The 20,491-nt window shown below is 45.3% G+C and carries 19 protein-coding genes; 7 read left to right on the top strand and 12 right to left on the bottom strand.

The window, feature by feature from the left end:
* Positions 1 to 126 precede the first annotated feature (126 nt).
* The 6 genes from VSQ62_RS31930 to VSQ62_RS31905 are packed head-to-tail and all read right to left on the bottom strand — an operon-like array spanning position 127 to position 8,171.
* Complete coding sequence (locus VSQ62_RS31930) at positions 127 to 3,459, bottom strand: TraG/VirB4 family ATPase (RefSeq protein ID WP_334638742.1); 3,333 nt, start codon at positions 3,457 to 3,459, stop codon at positions 127 to 129.
* Positions 3,456 to 4,118, bottom strand: coding sequence for a DUF5038 domain-containing protein (locus VSQ62_RS31925; protein ID WP_125129183.1), 663 nt, complete (start codon positions 4,116 to 4,118; stop codon positions 3,456 to 3,458). The genes VSQ62_RS31930 and VSQ62_RS31925 overlap by 4 nt, the downstream gene beginning before the upstream one ends.
* A gap of 12 nt (positions 4,119 to 4,130) precedes the next feature.
* Entirely contained in the window at positions 4,131 to 5,978 is a 1,848-nt protein-coding gene (locus VSQ62_RS31920; protein WP_334638741.1) for a lysozyme family protein, read from the bottom strand.
* Positions 5,979 to 7,004: a hypothetical protein gene (locus VSQ62_RS31915; protein ID WP_285825180.1), complete on the bottom strand. Its 1,026-nt coding sequence runs from the start codon at positions 7,002 to 7,004 to the stop codon at positions 5,979 to 5,981. It lies immediately after the preceding gene.
* A gap of 15 nt (positions 7,005 to 7,019) precedes the next feature.
* Positions 7,020 to 7,730 (bottom strand): hypothetical protein, encoded by a 711-nt coding sequence (locus VSQ62_RS31910; protein WP_125129181.1) that lies wholly within the window; start codon positions 7,728 to 7,730, stop codon positions 7,020 to 7,022.
* A 21-nt stretch (positions 7,731 to 7,751) separates the two neighbouring features.
* Positions 7,752 to 8,171 carry a fimbrial protein gene (locus tag VSQ62_RS31905; RefSeq protein ID WP_285825167.1) on the bottom strand — a complete coding sequence of 140 codons (420 nt, stop codon included), beginning with the start codon at positions 8,169 to 8,171 and terminating at the stop codon, positions 7,752 to 7,754.
* A gap of 589 nt (positions 8,172 to 8,760) precedes the next feature.
* On the opposite strand from VSQ62_RS31905, the gene VSQ62_RS31900 reads away from it, so the two are divergent.
* From VSQ62_RS31900 to VSQ62_RS31870, 7 genes are all read left to right on the top strand, one after another.
* Positions 8,761 to 9,081, top strand: coding sequence for a helix-turn-helix domain-containing protein (locus VSQ62_RS31900; RefSeq protein ID WP_285825168.1), 321 nt, complete (start codon positions 8,761 to 8,763; stop codon positions 9,079 to 9,081).
* A 163-nt stretch (positions 9,082 to 9,244) separates the two neighbouring features.
* The gene (locus VSQ62_RS31895) at positions 9,245 to 9,949 is read left to right on the top strand and encodes a hypothetical protein (RefSeq protein ID WP_285825169.1); all 705 of its coding nucleotides are present in this window, start codon (positions 9,245 to 9,247) and stop codon (positions 9,947 to 9,949) included.
* A gap of 61 nt (positions 9,950 to 10,010) precedes the next feature.
* Positions 10,011 to 10,211, top strand: coding sequence for a hypothetical protein (locus VSQ62_RS31890; protein WP_334638740.1), 201 nt, complete (start codon positions 10,011 to 10,013; stop codon positions 10,209 to 10,211).
* 32 nt (positions 10,212 to 10,243) lie between these two features.
* A complete protein-coding gene (locus VSQ62_RS31885; protein WP_285825170.1) occupies positions 10,244 to 11,308 on the top strand; it encodes an alpha/beta fold hydrolase in 1,065 nt (354 codons plus the stop codon).
* A gap of 24 nt (positions 11,309 to 11,332) precedes the next feature.
* Positions 11,333 to 11,956: a DUF4317 family protein gene (locus VSQ62_RS31880; RefSeq protein WP_285825171.1), complete on the top strand. Its 624-nt coding sequence runs from the start codon at positions 11,333 to 11,335 to the stop codon at positions 11,954 to 11,956.
* A 274-nt stretch (positions 11,957 to 12,230) separates the two neighbouring features.
* Positions 12,231 to 13,370, top strand: a complete 1,140-nt coding sequence (locus VSQ62_RS31875) for a retron Ec67 family RNA-directed DNA polymerase/endonuclease (RefSeq protein ID WP_334638739.1) — start codon at positions 12,231 to 12,233, stop codon at positions 13,368 to 13,370.
* 14 nt (positions 13,371 to 13,384) lie between these two features.
* Positions 13,385 to 13,945: a hypothetical protein gene (locus VSQ62_RS31870; RefSeq protein ID WP_334638738.1), complete on the top strand. Its 561-nt coding sequence runs from the start codon at positions 13,385 to 13,387 to the stop codon at positions 13,943 to 13,945.
* A 132-nt stretch (positions 13,946 to 14,077) separates the two neighbouring features.
* Here VSQ62_RS31870 and VSQ62_RS31865 read toward each other — a convergent pair whose 3' ends face one another.
* The 6 genes from VSQ62_RS31865 to VSQ62_RS31840 all read right to left on the bottom strand — a co-directional run bounded on the left by VSQ62_RS31865 (position 14,078) and on the right by VSQ62_RS31840 (position 20,306).
* Positions 14,078 to 15,010, bottom strand: coding sequence for an RNA-binding protein (locus tag VSQ62_RS31865; protein WP_285825173.1), 933 nt, complete (start codon positions 15,008 to 15,010; stop codon positions 14,078 to 14,080).
* Between the two features lie 15 nt (positions 15,011 to 15,025).
* Positions 15,026 to 17,038 (bottom strand): VirD4-like conjugal transfer protein, CD1115 family, encoded by a 2,013-nt coding sequence (locus VSQ62_RS31860; RefSeq protein ID WP_285825174.1) that lies wholly within the window; start codon positions 17,036 to 17,038, stop codon positions 15,026 to 15,028.
* Positions 17,028 to 18,134 carry a hypothetical protein gene (locus tag VSQ62_RS31855; RefSeq protein WP_285825175.1) on the bottom strand — a complete coding sequence of 369 codons (1,107 nt, stop codon included), beginning with the start codon at positions 18,132 to 18,134 and terminating at the stop codon, positions 17,028 to 17,030. Before VSQ62_RS31855 ends, VSQ62_RS31860 begins: the two co-directional genes overlap by 11 nt.
* 150 nt (positions 18,135 to 18,284) lie before the next feature.
* Positions 18,285 to 18,950, bottom strand: a complete 666-nt coding sequence (locus tag VSQ62_RS31850) for a DUF6100 family protein (RefSeq protein ID WP_285825176.1) — start codon at positions 18,948 to 18,950, stop codon at positions 18,285 to 18,287.
* A gap of 8 nt (positions 18,951 to 18,958) precedes the next feature.
* Entirely contained in the window at positions 18,959 to 19,492 is a 534-nt protein-coding gene (locus tag VSQ62_RS31845) for a DUF5697 family protein (protein WP_285825177.1), read from the bottom strand.
* A 370-nt stretch (positions 19,493 to 19,862) separates the two neighbouring features.
* On the bottom strand, positions 19,863 to 20,306 hold the full coding sequence (locus VSQ62_RS31840; RefSeq protein ID WP_285825178.1) for a LytR/AlgR family response regulator transcription factor: 444 nt from the start codon (positions 20,304 to 20,306) through the stop codon (positions 19,863 to 19,865).
* Positions 20,307 to 20,491: the final 185 nt, after the last annotated feature.

The raw sequence follows: 20,491 nt of genomic DNA, 5'->3' as shown, positions 1-20,491 counted from the left end.
TTGTAACTGCTTAGTGCTTATACAGTTACATATAAAAACTTTGGCGGGCCACGATTCCTCCATAGCCATAAGCTCTGCACTATAAATAATATATTTTTGCGCGTATTGAAATCTTTCTCCATAGAATTAACCTGCCTTCTGTTTCTGGCGTGCCAGGATCTCTAAAAGTTCCTGACGGTCGGTGGTGATCAGTTCCTTTTCCAGTGCAGAAGCTTTAAACTCTACGGTGATGTTATTGTTGTTGGTTGAAATTAAGCCATTCCCCCGCTGAAAATGTGTGATGTTCATGACCTCTGTTTCAGAGAGATGAAGAATGTGCTTCACCCTCTGGGCTTCTTCATCCTCCATGTTCAGGATGATCTTGGTCTTACAGTTGTTGATGATTCCTTTTCCATATTTGCCGTCATCTAAAGCAAAGAAGTCATTTAAGTCCTGGGTGGCGAAGATCCCGGCTCCTGAGTATGCACGGATGATCTTGGCAATCTCCAGCACGAATTCCGCAGCCAGACGGTTGCTGGAAGCTCCGATTAACTGCCAGACCTCATCCACAAAGATTGCCTTTTCCTCCGTCCGGTTCTCCTTCGCCTTGTCCCAGACATAATCCAGCGCCACGAACATGCCGACCGTTAAGAGGTCGCTGGAACCGGTCAGCTCCGAGATATCCAGTACCGTATATTTATTGGTCAGGTCTACGTTGGTCTGCTGGTTGAAAGAGGAAGCAGAGCCATGCACCAGGCGGTTCAGGATGTGCGCCAGCCGTTTCGTATCCCGGCTTTCCATCAGGATATCATAGACATCCTCCAGGATTGGCATTTCCTTATATTGGCCAGGATGTTCCGGGTCAAGCAGGGATTCGTTCTTATGGGTGATCCCTTTTCTGGCATAGGTTTTGATCAGAGCCTCATCCAATAATTGTTTCTCCTCGTGGTTCATATCTGGAATCAGCAGGCTGAAGAAAATATGCAGCTTCTGGATCTTGGAAGCTAATGCCGAGGCATCCAGCGTCGGGCCGTCCAGCAGTTCATTGACGGAATTATCGACCTTCCGGATCTCCATGATGTTGATGCAGCTCCGGCTGGCCGGAGAGATCTGGATAAATTCTCCGCCTACATTTTTACAGGCGCGGTAGAACTCATGCCCCTTTAAAGGCGCGATGATGAATACCTGAATGCTTTTGCGGCGCATCCGGAGCGCCATGGTCTGCATGGTAAAGGTCTTTCCGGCTCCGGAGCAACCCAGGATGCAGATATTGGAGTTCTTATACTGCTTGGAATCGAAGATATCCGCAATGACCAGCGAATTATTATGCTTATTGACTCCGAACAGGATGCCATTATCATCGCAGATACTATAGCTGGTAAATGGATAACAGCTTGCGGCTCCAGTAGTCAGCACGTTCCGCTTGGACAGCTCATAAAGCTTTTTATCCAGAGAAGCCAGCGGCAGGGAAGAAAGGAATCCCTGTTCCTGTAGAAAATAACAGGAACGTAAGTCCATATCCTGAGAGATCAATAATTTCTTCATCTCCTGAATCCTCCACTGCAGTTCCTCCAGGTCTGACGCCGTAATGGTAATGAGTAGGTTCATGTAGTAGAAATCCTCATTATTGGCAAGCCCTGCTTTTAAGAAATAGCCGGAACGGATCGCAGAATCCAGATCGTCAAAGTCTGAGTTGGTATCCGAGGCATCCTTGATCTTGGAGCGGTTGATACGGATCTGCTGTCCCAGACGCTGCTGGATCTTGTCCTTCGGCTGTTTATGCAGGTAGAAGTCAATATCAATCCCTTCCCCCGCATTGATGAGGAGGGAGAGCCAGCCGGGAGTGACTTTATTCTTATAGCCGTCTGACGGAACCATGAGGTAAGTATGGTAAAGCCCGTTAATCCGTACATAATTGCTGTGCTTCAGATCCAAAGATTCCGGTGCGGTAAATGCATTGCAGTGGATGGTATCCACATCTTTACCCTCCGCCATGCGCTGTCCCAATACTTCGGTAATCCGTTCCGGAAGAGGCTTGTCGGTACATAATGTCCGGTTCAATAGCGTATAGAGTACATCCGTAGTAAACTCATCTTCATTTTCATGTGCGACCACATTGTTGCCGCACTGATAGAGAAAAGTCTTTGCCGTCTGCGCCGCCGTCTCCAGCGCCGCCAGGATTTCCTTTTCCTCCGTCTTCCGGTTTACATTGAACGGCTCGTACTCAAAGATAAGAAAAAAACGGCGGGATACCGCTTCCCTGGAGCTTAAATGCCGGACAAACTGGATATAATCCCGTTGAAGTTCCCGACATCTGGAATCTGATTCCCGTTCCAGCTCTCTTGCAGACTGCTCTAAGTGCCGGTTGATATCCGCTTTCTTGGAGATCATCTTAATTTGGAGCTTCACAGGGCTGATCTTTAAATAAGAAATAAAGCTGTAAATGATGCTCTGCTGTTCTCTGGCGCTTCTTAACAGGAAGTTGATCGGTTCAATCTCCAGGATCTTGACGTAACGGTGGTCGGTCGTATAGACAATCCCGTTGGCAATCTTTTCGATGGGAAGATAGTCCTTCAATGTCTGATATTTCCGCTTCTTCTTTTTCGCCGGGGAGGAAGGCGGGCTGTCCGGATGTTTCTTCCGGTAGGCAGCCTCCCTCTTTGCTTCCTTTTCAAGCCGTGCGGCTTCCTGTTTTTCGTATTTCTCCCGCCGAAGGGCTTCTTTCTTCTCATACTTGGCTGTGCGGACGGCTTCTTTTTTATCCTCCTTTCTCTGCCGTTCGCGTGCGGCCTTTTCTCTTTTGGCATCTTTTAGTGCCTGAGCCTGTGCTTTCTTCGTCAGCTTCCGTTCTACTTTCAGGATCCGTATGTCTTCCTTTGCCTGCTTTTTAATGCCGCTGCTGGTAGAAGTATCGAAGATCCGGCGTTCCCGTTTCTTTTCTATTTTCTTACGGACAGCCTCTTTTTTTCTGGCTTTCCGGCTGGAACGACCAGCTTCCTGAACTCCTCCAAAGTTTGATTGAGAATCCTGATCGGTATTTTCTTCTGAGATATCGTTATCATGACTCTTTTGCTTATCAGCGCTTTGCTTTGTGTTTCCTTTATTCTTTTTCCGCTTCTGGCTCTTTGGCTCCCGATCCCTTGCATGCCGTCTCCGTTTCCAGTAATCCGGCATAACATCAGAACGGTAGATGATCCTCCTATTCTTCACAAACCGGAGGGCATTCATTAAAAATGCAGTCAGGCTTTCCCCGCCAATCCCGATGAGGGCAACCATGGCGGCCGGGAGGGAAGTCATGCACAGGATGATAATGCGTGTGGTCAGGGACAAGGGCAGGTGGACAACCGGAATCCCGATTCCGCCTGCAAGCACAGCCCCTTCAATGGCATTTCGGATCTTGAACATCCCACCCATAAAAGTATCGCGTTCCATAAAATTGCGGGGGATCAAAGCGACCTGCTGTTCTTCCGTGCTGCTCATGGCGTCACCCCCTCTGTGTTATTTCCTGAATGGTTTATAGTGCCATCATTTTGATTACCGCTTACGGTGGAATCTGAAGCAGTATTACTATCCATATTTTCCGTATCTGCATAACCGCCTTCCTGCATGGCTTCAATCTCCTCCGTTGTTACGGCAGGGAGAGTATCATCTGTCTGACGTGTGTAGATACGTGTATATGCAGTATCGGATGTGGATGTCTGCTGGTTTTCCTCACCAAATGTAAATGTCCCGTCTGCAGTAAGGCAGGTTACAGGAAGCTTGCTGCCGTCTGATAGGGAGAACTGAAACAGGGTTTCTCCATTGGAGGGATAAGTGGTCTCATCTGCAAGAAAGGTTACGGATGCGATATTTATATATCCCGTCTCCTGTAAATAAGAAGCCAATTGTGTTTTTAAATCCTCTATCTGGATAAGGGGGAGAAAGGTCTCCAGATTTTCAAACCCCAGGTACTGTAATCCGGACAGAGAAGATTCTTCTTTGATAGGTGCTGGTTTCGTTGTTTTCCCGGCAGCCGGAAGAGATTTCTTTCTTGCCGGCTGTCCTTCCGTCTGATTCCGGTGCATGGCCGGCAGTATAATGCCGACTGATACGAGTGCAGCCATCAGAAAGATGGATAAAATAAATTTTTTTCTGCTCATAGGTTCTCCTTTCTATTTCTTGTCAAAAATCCAGTATGCGTTAGAGGTAGCATGGACTTCGGACATCATGTCAAATTCCCGGTTGATATAGTTCTTGGAAGCGCTGTCATTGGGATCGTTCACCAGAACCTTTCCATTAACAGTGACTCCCCGGAGGACGATGAAATGCCCGCCGCTTGTAAATAGCCCCGCCCGTTGTGAACTGATGACGGGATGTCCCTCGGATAATGCCTTTAAAACAGCATTTGCATCCGTAGTCTGGATAACGGAACCGCATCCGAAATGGGATGCCGCCGCCCCGAAATAAGACCAGTAGGTTCCCACGCCTGGTTTATAATAGGAATTCCCGCACCAGGAAACCGCGTCTACAGGGGTAATCGTTGTTCCTGTCAGGTAACTTGCGATCATGGCAAAACTGGTAGGGCCGCATCCGCTGGAAGCAATGGAGCCTCCGCCGTAAGGGATATTCCCGTAATCCGTCTGCAGGTAATGGGGAATCTGCATTCCGTTTGCCGGATAGGTGCCGCCTGTAGAAGTGACGATATAATAGCGAAGGACGTGTTCCACATACTCCTTGTCGCCATAGACAGAATAATGCCATCCCGGACGGGCGCACATCATATCGGAGTATGCAATGGCATTTTCCTTGGTGTACCCGCCGTCCCTTGCCATCGCCCAGTCAATATAGCCGGAGCCGTAATTATACCCCTGAAGCGCCAGCTTGATCCGGTCCAGGTCTGTCGGCCCGGTACATCCGGCTTTGGTGAGGACGTGTTTCAATGCCTGAATCCCGCACTCAATGCTGTATTCCGGATCCGTAATGCTGCCCGGCGAATGGGAATACTTCTGGTTATAACCGCTTTCCGATGCCTGCATGACATCGGTTCCCCGGCCTCCGGATTCCTGCATCATGACTGCCAGGATCAATTCCACATACTGGCTCATGCCATATTTAGCGGCAATCCGTTCTACCGTTGCCCGGTAAGCCAGTACCTCTTCGGATACATTGGCAGTGGCAACCCCGGAAGCAGATGAGCCGAAAAAGAGTTCAAGGTTTTCCGCATAGGCTTCAGCCAGCTCTTTCTGTTTGTCCGTCAGATGGAAGACGTGGTCTGCAAAATAGGTATCACCGGCATATTTCACAACATAATTGTGGCGCGTAAACGTGACTGTTTTGGTCTGGGGTGCTGCATTAGTGTTTCCTGCGGTTGCACCATCTCCGGTACTTCCATTCCCGGACTCGCCTTCTGCACCTGCGTCAACTTTAACTTCCATGGTGACAGTCTCCGTTGAGACATCATAAGAAAAAAGATCATCCTTATTTTCCCGGATGACCTTCTGAAGCTCTTTTATATTTATTTCTTTGTAACTTTCCCTGCTGGCACAGAACTGCGCGATCAGCAGGTTGGAATTGACGGAAATGGAAGCGGCATAAGGATCGGTGATGGATATGGTATCTCCTTCCGGAACTTTGGATGCTTCCTTTTGGATTTCCGCCAGCACCTCATCGTGGCATTCCATTAAAACCTCCACGATTGCCTGGTTTGCTTTCTGCAGGTTCTCATGGATCAGGGTGCCGCTGTTTAATACGCCGGAGTTCTCCGATAAGTCCCCGAAGGTAAGTCCGGGGAGCATGGTCAGGAACAATACCGGCAGCATCAGTGCTGCAGTAATGGCGATGGCAGATTTTTTGATTTCTTCCTTATACGAAAGAGCCATGCCGATTGCAGCACCTGCAGCGCCGCCGACTCCGCCTTTTACAGCCTTTGCAAATGGAGCCGCCTGTTTCAATCTTAGCAGATCAGAGACAGCCGTGCCTACACCGGCTGCTTCAGACAAACTGCTCTGCCGTTCTGCCAATTAGATGCGCTCCTTTCTCTGAGGAGCCTGCGGAAGTTTCTGGACAATGGATTCGTGGTAGGCAACTTTTCCATCCTCCGTTTCATAAGGCGTTTTATTGACGGCTGGTTGGGCGTACTGCTTGTACCAGGTAGCGCCGTCAACCGACTGCACGGTATCGAATGTCCCCGGTGAGGGAGCCATATACTGGTCAGCGTGGTAGAGTGCAAAATCCCGGCTCCCGGAATCTGCGTTTGTTTCTGTCCCGGTGATCCGTCCGCCGCCAATCTCGATGTTGGTGTATGATGGGATTGGCTGGATGGGATCAGCCGGGTTCGTACCGCCACAATCGAAACCAGTCTGGTTTGTTCCATTATGGCCGGTATTTGTCTGATTTGTATTAGGCTGGATTGTACCCGCATTGATGCCCATATAGGAAATGAACGCTTTCTCTGCCTCTTCCCCTTTGATGGAGCCGACCTGGCTGTAATCTCCCTGGGCGATGTTGCTGATGACGTTGTTAGCGAAGTCCCCGCCCTTATTTAAGGAAGAATGGTACATGGCGCTTCCGATACTGGAGTGTTCCGTATATCCAGTCACATGATTGACAGCGCTCCGTTCGGTCTGCCTTCCCACAGACCCGGCGAGCCCGCCAGACAGGAAATTCCCCCCTACGGCTGCATCACCCGGAGAAACGGATTTCCGGTATCCGCTGCCTCCGCTGCTTCCGCCGCCCTTTAAGTGCATGGCCCCGGTCAGACTCCGACCGGCAATCAGAAGCTCCGCCATCATGTTTCCGCCTGTATTCCCCACATTGATGCCGAGGCTTGCCATGAAGGAGTCAATCTTTTGGCTGACCTTTAGAAAGGCAATGGCGCACAGGAACCAGATGAAGACATTTCCGGTCACGGCTTCCTTTCCCTGGTCTGCTACCGCCTGCTCGACATCAGCTTCCGTCAGCTCTGAGGCAAAGACTGGCATGGAGAAAAGCAGTACCATACAGGCGACCAGCAGGATTATATACAATAGTTGTTTCTTATGTTTCATCATCTTCTCCTTTCATCAGATGGACAGCGGGTTCGCAAGGAAGGTGCCGACCATGGAGGTGAACAGCCTCAAACACCAGGCGTTCATTAATAATAGGAAGAACTGTCCTCCGAGCATCCGGCACCAGCTCTTGAAAATGTTTCCGGTGGACTGGGAAGCACCTGTGGCAAAGGCAACCGGAGCCGTAAAAACCAGAACCCCTAAAAGGATGTACCGTTCCGCCGCTTCAAAGAGGAGTTTGATGTAATTCCACGCCAGGATCAGCACCAGGATTAAAGCAATCAGAGCCACCGCCCCGTTTGCACAGACTCCTAAGATAACGGTAATGACTGAGTTAAAGTCTGCAAACTTTAAGGAGGGCAGGTCGTCAGTCAAGATCCAGCTGTAAGGCGTTCCCGCGATATTCAAAAGCAGGTCCACAATATCCTTTGCATAAAAAGTCAGGAACAGGAAGAGGAAGGTCCGCATGGATAATTTCAGCGGATCCTCCGCCTCCACCCCTGCCCCTGCAAAATAATTTTTAAAGAGCTGCCAGACCCAGTTTAAGAGGATGAGTCCGATGGCCAGGGCCAGAAAGATCTGGTACATGCTCTCGGCTGCCGGGAAGTAGCGGAGGAAGGTATCCATGGAACAGCCCAGTGCGCCCAATACTGAAGTGGTGATGAGATCCAGGATGTTCATAACCTGCTCTGCGATCCATTCCACGATTCCGTCTAAGATCTTCATGCGGATGCCTCCCTTCTTATCCTAGCCATTCCACTGGCCGCCCGCGAAGAACGGGGTGATGTAGGCCATGATGAATCCAAGCCCGTTTAGGATTGCCCAGGTGATGATGATCCGTTTGAGCCATGCGCGGGACTCATCCACGGTCTTGCCGGATTTAGAGAAGTTCATCATCAGCAAAGCGACAGATGCAGTCACTACGGCGGCAATGGTGGAGATCAGGACGATCTGGTTGTAAACATCCTTCATGATCTCCTTCGCCTTATCCCACACGTTTGCCGCCATGACCGGCTGTACGCTGCAGGCTAAGAGCGTAAATAAAAGGGCCGCCGTATAGAGGTATTTCATGTAGTCGATATGGCGTTTTTCACCATGCGGACGATGAAAGCGTTTCATGAATGATTTTGGATTCGGCGGTGTTTCCTTGACTTTGTGTTGTCTCATATCAGTGTTGTCTCCTTATTCTGAATCAGGCAGGGAGACTTTGTGTCTGCCCTGCCTATGGTTAATACCTGAAATCAGGATTCCTGCAATCTGCCGTTCGATCAGGAACGGAAAAACTGCATCCTTTATTAAAAGGATGTTATTCCTGTTTCAGGAAGGTTTCCTGCCTCTGGCCGGATTTCCCGGCAATGCAGAGAATGCGTCACTGGCGTATTCTCCTGCATATAATAATGTAAAAAGCAGCCCGGTCAATACAGGCTGCTTCTTATGGTTCCATATGAAGTTGTAAGTCTATTTTCACCTCCCTGCAGCAAAAAACGCAGCCAATATCCAGGGATGAGGCAATGCCCCCGATACTGCTGCGCTGTTTCTGCACATAATTTTGACAATATCAATTTTAACATATGACTTTTACGGTGTAAATCGCACAACCGTGCCAGTTTAAGAAATTATTGTGCCATTTTTATAGCATGTTCCAAAAGCGTTGGTACAAACTCTGTTGGATACTGTTTGCGGATTCCGGGAACAAATATACTGATAGAAATGGTATACACGCTTTTAGCGTTGGCTGAAAATGGAGGTCGAACAGATGCAGGGATTAGGGAAACGGATCCAAAAATGCCGGGAGAAGGCAGGAATGACGCAGGAAGCGCTGGCAGAGCGCGTGGGGATCAGCTGGAACTATCTTGGGGCGATTGAACGGGAAGTGAAAACACCGAAGCTTGCTACCCTTGTCAAAATCATCAATGCCCTGGAGGTATCAGCGGATGATGTAATGCTGGACGTGCTGCGTGTCGGGCGGAAGGCGCGGTGCACAAAGTTGGAGGAAAAGCTTCAGAGTCTTCCAAAAGAGAAACAGGATAAGATCCTGCGGATTCTGGACTTTCTAATTGAGGAAGAGAGAAAATAGCCTGTGCAAGTGTACGGGTTATTTTTTTGAATATTTAATTGATGCGCAGTATAATACTGGAAAAATATAGAAATCAAGTAGTATATGATGAAAATACGGTCTATGTTTGCTATACTGATTCTAATAGCGTTGGGACTATATCTATTAGAATCAAGGAGGGAGTATGAGCAGAAACAAGACAGTATTTGGAATCGGCATCCTGTGTTTTACTGCAGGGATGTATTTTGGAGGAGTTTTAGCAGGGTTTAAGAGGCAGGAATTCCTGGCTGAAGAACAGGAAACAAGGAGGACATGGGAAAGGCAGGAACAGTCTCCGGCAGACAGTACGCTGGCTGATCCGGCAGAGTGTTATCTATGCGGGAACCATAACCGGAGTCTGATGAGCATGTTCCGGGGAAGGGACGACCTGGGAGTGATCTGTGTCAATGACTGGTATGTGATGGATATGCAGATCCGGGATCTGGACGGGATGGGCGGAGGCGGTTCCGGCTGGACTGTTGGTGCCAAAGGAGCCTGCAGCTTCCGGACGGACCGGAATCCGGAACGGGGTATCTCAGAAGTAACGGTAGAATATGGCGAGAACAGCATCTTTGACGTGAAGAAGGTGCAAAGCCATTTGTGCCAGACCTGTCTGGATAAGCTGCTGGAGGTCATGGATAGTTATAGCGAGGAGGGGAAGGAATCGGGGGCAAAGGATGTATGCCTGGTGGATTTTCAGACGCTGGAGCTTTACTCCCTGCAGGAACATTATATTTCCCATTACATAAGGGATTATTATGTACAGATTGATGGACGGGACGGAGACGAACTGGAAGTCATCGGAATCTATGCACCGGTACTGGAGAATGGGGAACGGGTGGAGGAATGATTGCGCGGGATAAAAAAGAAGGATATAATATAAGAAGAAAGATGCAGGAGGGAAAGATACAGTGGAAAACAATAAGAGGATCTGCCCAAATTGCGGAAGAATGATGAAACAGCAGTTTATTGGACTGAAGCATTGCAAATGCGGAATGAGCTGGAAACTGGATATCGGTTATTTTGAACGCACAGGAGATATGGTTTTTGCATTGGAAAGAAGAGAATGCGGGAAAAAGTGGAAACAGGTGCCTGTAATCAGATATAAATAATGGAGTTACAAAGTGAACAGGAAAGGATTAGCATGAAAAATATGAGATGGAAGAAAAGAGTAATTATTCCGATAATAGGTTTTCTCTTAATCGCAATCATTGGTATCTGGTATGTAAATGACTACTATCATACAGATGAGAATGTACAGGAATATTTGCAGAAAAAAGACTCCGTATTGATGACGGAGATTTCAGACGGATTATATCTGGATGGATCGGGAAACGATACGGCATTGATTTTCTATCCAGGAGCGAAGGTGGAATATACCGCATATCTTCCATTATTGAATGACTTGGCAGAGCGGGGAATCGACTGTTTTCTTATCAAGATGCCGTGTAAACTTGCGTTTTTCGGGCAGAATAAAGCTGAAAAGATTATGGATTCTTATGAGTACGATCACTGGTATCTCTCCGGGCATTCTCTGGGCGGGGCAATGGCGGCATCCTATGCGTCCGGACATCTGGAGAGTCTTAATGGTCTGGTGCTTTTGGCAGCATATCCAACGAAAAGCCTGAAGTCAGATTCTTTTTCTGTTCTGTCGCTCTATGGAAGTGAGGATGGTGTCCTGAATATGGAGAAGGTGGAAGAAGGAAATTCGTATATGCCTGCAGATTATACAGAAATCTGTATAGAAGGCGGAAACCATGCACAGTTTGGAAATTATGGGGAGCAAAAGGGCGACTATACTGCAGAGATCAGCCGGGAGAAACAGCAAGCGCAGACCGTGGAGGCAATTTTGGATATGATGGAAGCTCATAAGGATCAGAAGCAGGAGGAAGCAATGATGACTTATGAGCAGATTAGCCCACAGGAGGCAAAAGAGAGAATGGATAAAGAGGCGGATGTGATTATTCTGGATGTCCGGACGCAGGAGGAATATGATTCCGGACATATCAAAAACGCCGTATGCCTGCCGAACGAAGATATTTTAAGTGAACCGGATATACTGCCGGATAAAGGTCAGCACATTCTGGTATACTGCCGGAGTGGGAACCGAAGCAAACAGGCGGCACAAAAGCTTGTAGATATGGGATACGAAAATGTTCTGGAGTTCGGCGGGATTCTGGACTGGCCTTATCCGGAGTTGGTAGAATAAATTAATTTATGAGGGGAGACCAAAATGATCAATAGGGAAGATATGCTGGAACTGACCAGGCGGATGACGCCGGCCCGGACATCCATGACGAGGATTGCCGGGTGCTACATAGACCGGGACGGGGAGTTTGACGGAAGCTTTAATACTAATTTCCTGAAGCTGTCCGGTTCCGACAGAGCGAAGAATCTGAAACTGGCAAAAACAGCGCCGTTTTCTGATACGAATAAGAATCTGAAAAAATATGAGTTCGCACCGAAAGCGCAGAAGCCGGGAAGCATGTGGCAGTTACTTATGGCCATGAAGGAATGCGGGCTGAAAAATGATACATTGATGGATACCTTTTACGATGTGGTGATGGAGCGTTACCACGCAGATTCCGAATATGCCATCCTGATATTTCATGATCGCTACGATATTCCGGCGAAAGCGTCGGATAAAGAACGGCTGGGAGAATCGGAGGAAGTGTTTGAATATCTGATCTGCGTAATCTGTCCGCTTTCCGGTGAATATGAGCCGGGAGAACCAGATTGTGGATTCCTGTTTCCGGCATTTACAGACCGGTGCGGGGATCTGAACCATGTAAATGTCTATCAGAAGAATCCTGACAGACCGCATATGGAACTAATAGAGAAAATTTTGCTACTTTAATTTAGAAGTTCGTTGGTGAAATAAATGCTTATGAAAAATTTAATAGATGTTCAGGAATGACTGCGATAAATAGTATTAAAGAATATTGAAAAGAAGTGTAAAATATAGTAGACTAAATATTAACGCGTGGTTAGATTATGGACTTGTGTTTCGCAAGTATTGATAGAAATGGTGGGAGGATATGCACACTCTTAATCTCTTTTGACCTTGATTATAATATATTATGGTCTATGCATCGCATAATGAGTAATCACGCGTTATTTGGGTGAATAATATGCAAATGATAAACGAAATAAAGAATAGGAACGAATTGGCAGATTTTTTGGCTGTTCCACGAAAAAAATTGACATATATTTTATATGTGAAAAAAATTGATAATTATTATACTTCATTTGATATATCTAAAAAAAATGGTGGAGTTCGACATATTTATGCACCGTATCGTGATCTGAAAAATATTCAACGTAAAATTGGAGATGCTCTTTGGAAATATCAAAAAGAGATTTGGAAAAAGAACAACATAAATCCCATCATTTCACATGGTTTTGAAAAAGGAAAAAGTATTTTAACTAATGCAAAAGTACATAGAGATAAAAAGTATGTAATGAATATCGACTTGGAAAATTTTTTTGATTGTTTTCATTTTGATCGAGTAAGAGGTTTTTTTCAAAAAAATATAAATTTTCAGTTATCCAAAGAAGTGTCAACGGTTTTGGCACAATTAGTTTGTTATAATGGGAAATTACCACAAGGGGCGCCTAGTTCTCCAATAATAACTAATATGATTTGTAATATATTCGATATAAGGATAGCTAAATTAGCAAAAAAGTACAAATTAAATTATACACGGTATGCTGATGATTTAACCTTTTCAACAAATGATAAGAAATTCATTGAAAGGTATAAAGAGTTTTATCAGGAGTTATTACAGGAAATCGAGAAAGCAGGCTTTATAATAAATACAAAAAAGACAAGATTATTTTATAAAGATTCTCGTCAAGAAGTAACAGGTCTTGTAGTCAATAAAAGAATTAATGTGAATAGGGACTATTATAAAGAAACAAGAGCAATGGCACATGAATTATATAAAAAAGGTGTTTTTCAAATTAATGGAGATGAAGGGACGATACATCAGTTAGAAGGACGATTTTCTTTTATTAATCAAGCAGTACGTTATAATAATATTCTAGATTCAGAAAATCATAGTTTCTATAAGCTTAATGGAAGAGAAAAACAGTATAAACAATTTTTGTTTTATAAATATTTCTTTTCAAATCCTAAGCCGCTTATTGTAACAGAGGGCAAAACAGATATTGTCTATATAAAGGCAGCATTGAAAAATTTATACAAAGAGTATCCCCAATTGAAATCAAAAATGAAAAAGGGCAGTTTGAATATAAAATTTCCTTTTTGAGAAAAACAAAACGTTTGGAATATTTTCTAAATATTAGAACAGATGGCGCAGATACAATGAAAAACATATACCAGTACTATTTAGATAAAGGAGATAAAAATTATCCCAATTATTTGAAAGTATTTAAACAACTGAGGGAAGGGGGTGGGAAGCCTAGTAATGCTGTAATTTTGTTATTTGACAATGAATTGAATTCTAAAGAAAGACCTGTATATAAATTTATAAATGATAAATTAGTTAAATTGAATGATTCTCAGAAAAAGGAATTGGCTAAAGAAGAAAGAATTATTTTAACTGATAATTTGTTCCTTTTGGTTACTCCTGCTGTCCCTCAAAAAGAAATAAGTGATATTGAAGATTTATTTGATGAAGCGACTCTGAATACAGAGATCAATGGAAAACATTTTTCGAAAGATGATAAATATGATATAAATTTATACTACGGTAAAGATACGTTTTCGAAATACATAATGAAAAATTATGAAAATATAGATTTTTGCTCTTTTAAAAGATTGTTAGACAATATCAAAATGATAATATCTACGTATGGTGAGAGGGTTAAAAATTCGTCATGAATAAATAGATAATTTAATAAAAGGGGGTTGTCGGGAAATGACTGTATCTCTACAATAAATTGCTGGTTCATTATATCGTATAGCAATATATTGTAGACAAACCACATTTCCCGACAACCCCTTATTTTGATATCAAAGATTCTGTCGGATAATCCGGGAAATCAATCCTACTGCCACATTCCGCTCTTCATCAATATGAGTCACGACAAAGGAAACTTCATCCTTCTTTCCCACCGTCCGGCTGTCATAGCAGGAATGAGCAATGGCATTGACTCCAATAGAGAGCCGGACAAATACTGTCCCCTTGTGGATATCTTCCACAGTTCCGGCATATTTCCCCTGAATCTTGCATTTCTTCATGTTCTCCTTGCTGGTATTACCTTCCACGCTCTTGACATCTGCCTTGACTGTGATCTTATCCAGGCTTTCAGCAGTCACGGACAGAATACGCACCAGGATATGCTCGCCTACATGGAAGCGTTCCCGCGCGTCCCCTAACCAGTCAAAGGACAGGTCGCGTGCCAGGATGGAAGTCTCCACGCCAAAGATCTCCGCCCGTACAACCTTTTCCGCCACAGCGACAACCCTTGCCTGCACGATACGGTCTTCATAAATCTTAGAATTGCCTGACGCATCCCGGTCGAGATAAAAGATCTGGCGTTTCTTCAGCATAGCCTCTTTCCGGCTGGCAACCACGCTCCTTGACTGGGCATCCAGTCCCTTCACAATAAAGTCGATCTCACAGCCGAGCATGTTGTTAAGGACTTTGTTTTGGCGAAGGGAAATGTCACCGTAATCGTGTGATTCATCCTGTACCAGGTTGATCATCATTTCCGTAATCGGGATAACGGTACGGAAGTCCTTATAGTAGACGATAGCAATTAAGCTGCCATTCTCCGTCTTTTCAATTCCGCCTAACATCCCGGTCAGGATCTTCTTTGTGCGGTAGGCATTCTGGATCTCGTGCCAGATGAGGTCTGCCTTTGACTGGGCCGTTTCCAGCACAGCATCGGAATCCAGGGTTAATACAGGTACGTTTGTGATTGTGTTCTGTTCGTTTTGCATAATTGATCTCCTTTTCTATGACATGATTGAATTTTTATCTAATGGAACCATTTCCGGTTTATCGGACCATGGGTTATCGGATGGCCTATCTGAAGAATCCGGATCTAGCGGTTCCTGATAAACATGCTCTTGGGTTACATGTATCGGCATTGCAGGCGACGTTGGTCCTGGTGGTTTGCGGGGAACTGAAGCTGAAGAGCTATTCCTTTGCCTGCGTGGTTTCGGAGGCGCTTTGGGAAGATAATCATATTCTTCTGTTTTTCCCTCTTCTTGCCATTTCGGGATATGTTCTGCCGCCTTTCTCGTCACCAGCTTTTTGGCATCTGGATGCAGTGTGTAGTCGTATTTCTGTACCTTGAGCACTTTCTGTCCCCTGAGAATAATAAGTGCAGTATCCAGCGGGAGCCGCAGGATCTCATCCGGCGTCAGGAGCTTCCGCTTGCCGATGGACTGGGTTTTCCGGTACTCCGGAGAGTAGTCAGACACCCGCCAGGTATTGAGCTGCTTCGCTTCCGAACTGACACCCACCGTTACGTCTCCGGAACGAGAACTGATAAATTCAGCCGTTACTTCGTCCGTGCATCCTAAGAATAACTGAGTGTCGCAATTCCCTATGATTTCCTGCCACTGGTTAAAGGGATAGCGGTTCTGCATCTGAGGCAGGTTTTGGAAAATGCACGAAATACTTAAGCCTCTGGACCGACAGACCGAGATCTTCTTATTTAATTCCAAGATTGCCCCGGTATTTGCCAGCTCATCTGCAAGGATATGTACCGGAACCGGCAGATGCCCGTCTATCCCCTGCTTATCTGCAAACCGCACCAGTTTAATAAACACAAAGGTCATAAACAGCGATGACAGGAAGTCGAAAGTGCTGTCCTGGTCGGAAGTGATGCAGAAGTACGCGCATTTCTGTTTCCCCGGCAGTGTTAGGTCAATCTCATCATAGGAAGTAATCTGCCGGATCAGTTTATTCTGGAACACTTGAAGCCTGGCTCCAAGCCCGATAATTACCCCGGACCGCACGGTATCACTTGCCTGCTTGTAGATGCAGTAAGGAACTTTTGCCGGGTGGCTCACCGGAAGCAGGTCAAAGAGGCTGTTCAGTTCCTTCTCCGAACTGAGTGTCAGTAATTTGTATACCTGCCCGATGTTCTTGGACTCTGGCGGGAATCCCTGCTCGACATAGAGAACCAGCGCCTTTAGCAGGTTTAATTCCGCATTATCCCAGAAGTGATCCCCTTTGGCAGAACCCGTATTTTGGATGATAACATCGGAGAAAACCTGTGCCATAGTCTCCTGACCATCAATCTCCATCAGACAGTTCCATGCGTCGGAGTTCTCCGGGTTTACAAGGTTAAAGCATCTCACAGTGTAGCCCTCATTTTCCAGATAACCAGCCATGCTTTCGTACAATTCACTTTTGGGATCGGTGATAATCAAGCTTTCCCCGACTCCGCCATTTTTCCCGCGTGCGACACACTGGAAGATCATATTACGGGCAAATGCCCTGGATTTCATAGAGCCGCTGGCACCATAGACGGCAATATTACGGTTCATACGTGTTTCATAAGGAAGGCAGACCGCCTTCCCGTTCAGCTTTCCAAGGATCGTCCCTTTGGTTTTCTTTACATGATCTGTCAGCTCCAGCACTTTGTACATTTCATCCGGCGTCATAAATCCGGATGTTCCATAGGTTCCTTTCAGGGAATAATTCAAGTTCCGCTCCTTATCAAAGACCTCTCCGTTCCGGTCAACGCCCATCCGCATCAGCAGAAAGACTAAGAGTCCGAGCGCAAGAAGGCAGAGAAAAATCCCATACAGGTTATATGGGAACTGAGCCAGTGCTGATAGGCATGCTATCGGGTGCAAGGAGGGAGCTTTCGGGTAGGAACCGTTACCGGCGAAGTTGCCGGCACTGGTCCAGATCTTGTAGTTACAGATAAATTGTGCGATATAGCCTCCAGCATATAAAATGCAGAGGAAGATCGGAAGCACGAAAATGAGTTTCCACCATTTATAATTCATGTAAAAACTCCCTTCTGAACTTGGACAGGTCAATACTGGAGAATTGCACCTTATCGCCCATATATTTCTCCAGAACTGGAATCTGAAAATCAAAACAGATCACGTTCCCGGACAATTTTAATACATTTAATCCCGTATTGAACCGGTTGATTCTCTGCATATCAAAGTCATAAGCGAGCAGTGTCGGGCAGCCATCCGGCGAAATCGCATCGTGTTCCATGGGAATGTCTCCCCGGCGTTTCTCTTGGTCAGATAATAAAAGCTGGTTTAACTTTGTAAGCAGCTCTGGATTTGCCAGCAGCTTCAGGATAGGTTCGCCCTCCTCGCTGTTTGGGAGAAAATGAAAGAAATCAAAAGCTTTATCCAGCATAAACAAGTCTCGACGAGACCCTCCGGTACTGGTCATAAGCTGTAGGGCGACATCCATCGTATCTCCAAACATAATAGCCCGGATTGGGGGATGCCCGGTATACGGATAGCCTTTGAGGTAATGCTGCAAGAAAGCAGTCAGCCGCACTTCTGTCCGGTATTCCCATTTCATAACAGCGGAACCTGTATTGTAAATACAGTAGACACAATGTCCGGCCAGCAGACTCCCAACACTTCGGGAATTCCTGATCTTTGTAGTTGCGTCACCAAGCTCCTTGATCTCCCTGGAAGAATAAAAACAGGGGAGACTTGATAAGATGGTATCCGCATTTTGTCGGTCTCCACAAAAGACAGGCGGTTTCTCATCAGGAAGAAACGGGATTGCTGTATGGGAGAGCGTTAAATAGGTCTGCGCTTTCTGATGAAGTCGGATCCTTCGCTGTGGTTCACTGCGGATACTGTTTGTTTCCACATTACCATCCAGATAGCAATGAAACCGGGTAGGGTTGTAGTACAGCAACATTTCCTTGGCACGCTTTGTCAGCCGGTAGCCTCTCAGCCCATCCTTATAATGGCACCGGATAAAATGGTTTGCCTTCAAATCTGTGATCATCTTCTCTGTATAAGCCGGGGTATCAAACAGCCTGGATAATTGGCTGGCAGGAAATTCCCCGCTTATCCCGATCATTTCTAACAGTTTATATTTCTGGGTATTTGGTTTTAGCAAAATAGCATCTCCTTTAAAATGTTTTTAGTAGTATTTTTACCTTTAGAGAGCCTGCTTCGGTATTTTGGAAATTTCCTCTTGGAAGCAAATTGCAGGAAAAATGCAGGCTTTCTGGTAAATTTACCGTTATCGGCACAAAATTTGCAAAAATCACATGTTTTCGGATAAGGTATTTTTCGTTTTCATGTGGTTCCCAAGCCAGTCGGGAAACTTATCTTTTTCCATGATATAGATGATTGTCTGGTCGGTTTCACCCAGTTCTGTAGTATGGTGGTCGTCGCAATATAATCCGCTGTCATCAAACAGCGCATAAGATGAGATAACATCCAAAATCAGTTTGAGTTCCATGTTGTCGTAATCCTTGATCCGGCGTTGGGGCAGTTTCTGGTCGTAGACCAGACAGAAGCAGATGACACATTCTTTAAAAGGAGCCACATCATGATTTGTAAAAAATTCCTTTAATGCATAGTGCAGCGGATCATGTAAAAATGCCGTACTGCTCCGGATTCTCCTTTTGGGAAATAGTCCTGGCAATGTGACAGAAAGGATGCCATCTTCATAGGAAGCCTGTATTCCCAGGGCGTTTACAGCTTCCTTCATATAAGCGGATTTTCCGGTAAGATCCGTAATCCGTATGAGATTCCTTAACCGGCAGGCGATCCGCTCTGCACAAAGGGCGGCATCTGTGCTTAGTTTCTCATAATTTGCCCCATGTTTTTCCATGTCGGTGTTTTTTAGGGCAAAGATAGTGTTACTGAGTTTGTCAACTTCATTTTCGATACTATGAAGTCTCTGATAGATTGTTATAGAGTCCATACAATACCTCATTTCTGTTGTTTTTGATAATAGTTTACAGTTCCATCTGGGTTTACCAGGCAGTAAGCGGTTACCCCGTCAAGAGAGAGACGGGATGCCTGCTGTTCAGATTCCAGTATAACCAGCCGGTTTGTATCATCTGCAGGAAGACTATTCAGGACATGATTGATCAGAATTTCCTGCTCTAAGCCGACATAGATGACCTCATAGGCTTCATTTTGCGAGAAAAAATGGAGTTTTACCGGAAATTCTCCGCTGGTGTGATAGACAACTGCCTCTTTGAAGTCCAGAAGAACCCAGACGGCGGCAATTGTGCCGTAATCCGGGGAATCAGAAGCTTCCAAACTGTCACATAGGAGGTCTCTATCCTGGTCATAGTAGATACGCCCCTGCTTGATCAGGCTTGTAATCAGGGATTTCATGGAGTCCCTGTTACGAATAAAAAACTGCAGTACCTGTTCGTACTGCAGCGCATGGTAGGTAGTAATGAGTTTTAGAAGACGCTCACCTTCCCCTCTGTAAATTTGGTTTCTTGATTTCATGACGTTCTCCTTTGTTACGTGGATTGGCAGGTCTTTACATAAGCTGTACGTCTATGTACGCATCATATACATATGATGTATGTACAGTATACGGGTTGTGCTCGTATTGTACTGATTTTTAATAATGGTATGCATAGTGTACGTACAGCCTATGTATCAGCCTGCGGTCAATCATCGGTTTACGGGGTACAAAAAAAGCACCGGCGAGGGTGCTGTAAAAAAGTATAACTTTAACCAATATCAATTATAACACGCATGGATATACGCTTCAATCGCAGAACTGTGCCAATGAATGTCAATTCTGTGCCAATTCTAAATATTACATAAAATCAGCCTGCAATCTGCATTAAAAACAGCATAAAAGCGTGTTTTATCTTGAAACACGGCTTCGTGCAAATGCTGCCAGAACCTTCGGTGCATAGCGCTGGCTCATGTGAAGCTGGATATGATTGGTTAAATGAATGGTATCGTTGCAAATACTATGGATCTTCTCCAAAGAGACAAGGCAGTTTTGCCGGCATCTGATAAATCCATATGGTGCCAAGAATTTCAATTCATCTGCCAGGGAACCATATTTTTGATATGTTCCATGTCCTGTGTGGATTGTGATGGTATGTGTCTGTATTTCCAAGTAGTAGATGTTATCCATTTTTATTTTGGTAACGGTAGCCTTTGTTTTGCAGATGTATTCTGCCTGTGTGTTTGAATAAAGCTGCAGGGCCTTTTCTAACCCGGAAAGCCCATGCTGGTCTAAGAAAGCATTCAGAGAACAGCATAAGGATTCATTATATGTTAATTCCTGTATCCAGTCCATGTTTACACATCCTTTTTTGCATCGTTCTATATATAAAGACAATTGAGTTGTCAAAAACTGACGGCATTTGAGAAAATTTAAGATATTTTTTATGATGTGATGTGAAAAGATACGGATATGATGTAGAAAATTTGCCAAATTATGGAAATAATTGTATGATTAGTGTAAAATAAGGGGTAGAGTAC

The sequence above is a fragment of the Sporofaciens sp. JLR.KK001 genome (genome assembly GCF_036941055.1).
Taxonomy (GTDB): Bacteria; Bacillota; Clostridia; order Lachnospirales; family Lachnospiraceae; genus Sporofaciens.
Note: the sequence above shows the minus strand (reverse complement) of the source record. Positions and strands in the feature narration are given on the sequence as shown.

Bases quoted from the DNA above. Each gene is read 5' to 3' on its own strand.
- VSQ62_RS31930 (WP_334638742.1), bottom strand. From the start codon at position 3,459: ATGAGCAGCACGGAAGAACAGCAGGTCGCTTTGATCCCCCGCAATTTT.
- VSQ62_RS31925 (WP_125129183.1), bottom strand. From the start codon at position 4,118: ATGAGCAGAAAAAAATTTATTTTATCCATCTTTCTGATGGCTGCACTC.
- VSQ62_RS31915 (WP_285825180.1), bottom strand. From the start codon at position 7,004: ATGAAACATAAGAAACAACTATTGTATATAATCCTGCTGGTCGCCTGT.
- VSQ62_RS31910 (WP_125129181.1), bottom strand. From the start codon at position 7,730: ATGAAGATCTTAGACGGAATCGTGGAATGGATCGCAGAGCAGGTTATG.
- VSQ62_RS31905 (WP_285825167.1), bottom strand. From the start codon at position 8,171: ATGAGACAACACAAAGTCAAGGAAACACCGCCGAATCCAAAATCATTC.
- VSQ62_RS31900 (WP_285825168.1), top strand. From the start codon at position 8,761: ATGCAGGGATTAGGGAAACGGATCCAAAAATGCCGGGAGAAGGCAGGA.
- VSQ62_RS31895 (WP_285825169.1), top strand. From the start codon at position 9,245: ATGAGCAGAAACAAGACAGTATTTGGAATCGGCATCCTGTGTTTTACT.
- VSQ62_RS31885 (WP_285825170.1), top strand. From the start codon at position 10,244: ATGAAAAATATGAGATGGAAGAAAAGAGTAATTATTCCGATAATAGGT.
- VSQ62_RS31880 (WP_285825171.1), top strand. From the start codon at position 11,333: ATGATCAATAGGGAAGATATGCTGGAACTGACCAGGCGGATGACGCCG.
- VSQ62_RS31875 (WP_334638739.1), top strand. From the start codon at position 12,231: ATGCAAATGATAAACGAAATAAAGAATAGGAACGAATTGGCAGATTTT.
- VSQ62_RS31865 (WP_285825173.1), bottom strand. From the start codon at position 15,010: ATGCAAAACGAACAGAACACAATCACAAACGTACCTGTATTAACCCTG.
- VSQ62_RS31860 (WP_285825174.1), bottom strand. From the start codon at position 17,038: ATGAATTATAAATGGTGGAAACTCATTTTCGTGCTTCCGATCTTCCTC.
- VSQ62_RS31850 (WP_285825176.1), bottom strand. From the start codon at position 18,950: ATGGACTCTATAACAATCTATCAGAGACTTCATAGTATCGAAAATGAA.
- VSQ62_RS31845 (WP_285825177.1), bottom strand. From the start codon at position 19,492: ATGAAATCAAGAAACCAAATTTACAGAGGGGAAGGTGAGCGTCTTCTA.
- VSQ62_RS31840 (WP_285825178.1), bottom strand. From the start codon at position 20,306: ATGGACTGGATACAGGAATTAACATATAATGAATCCTTATGCTGTTCT.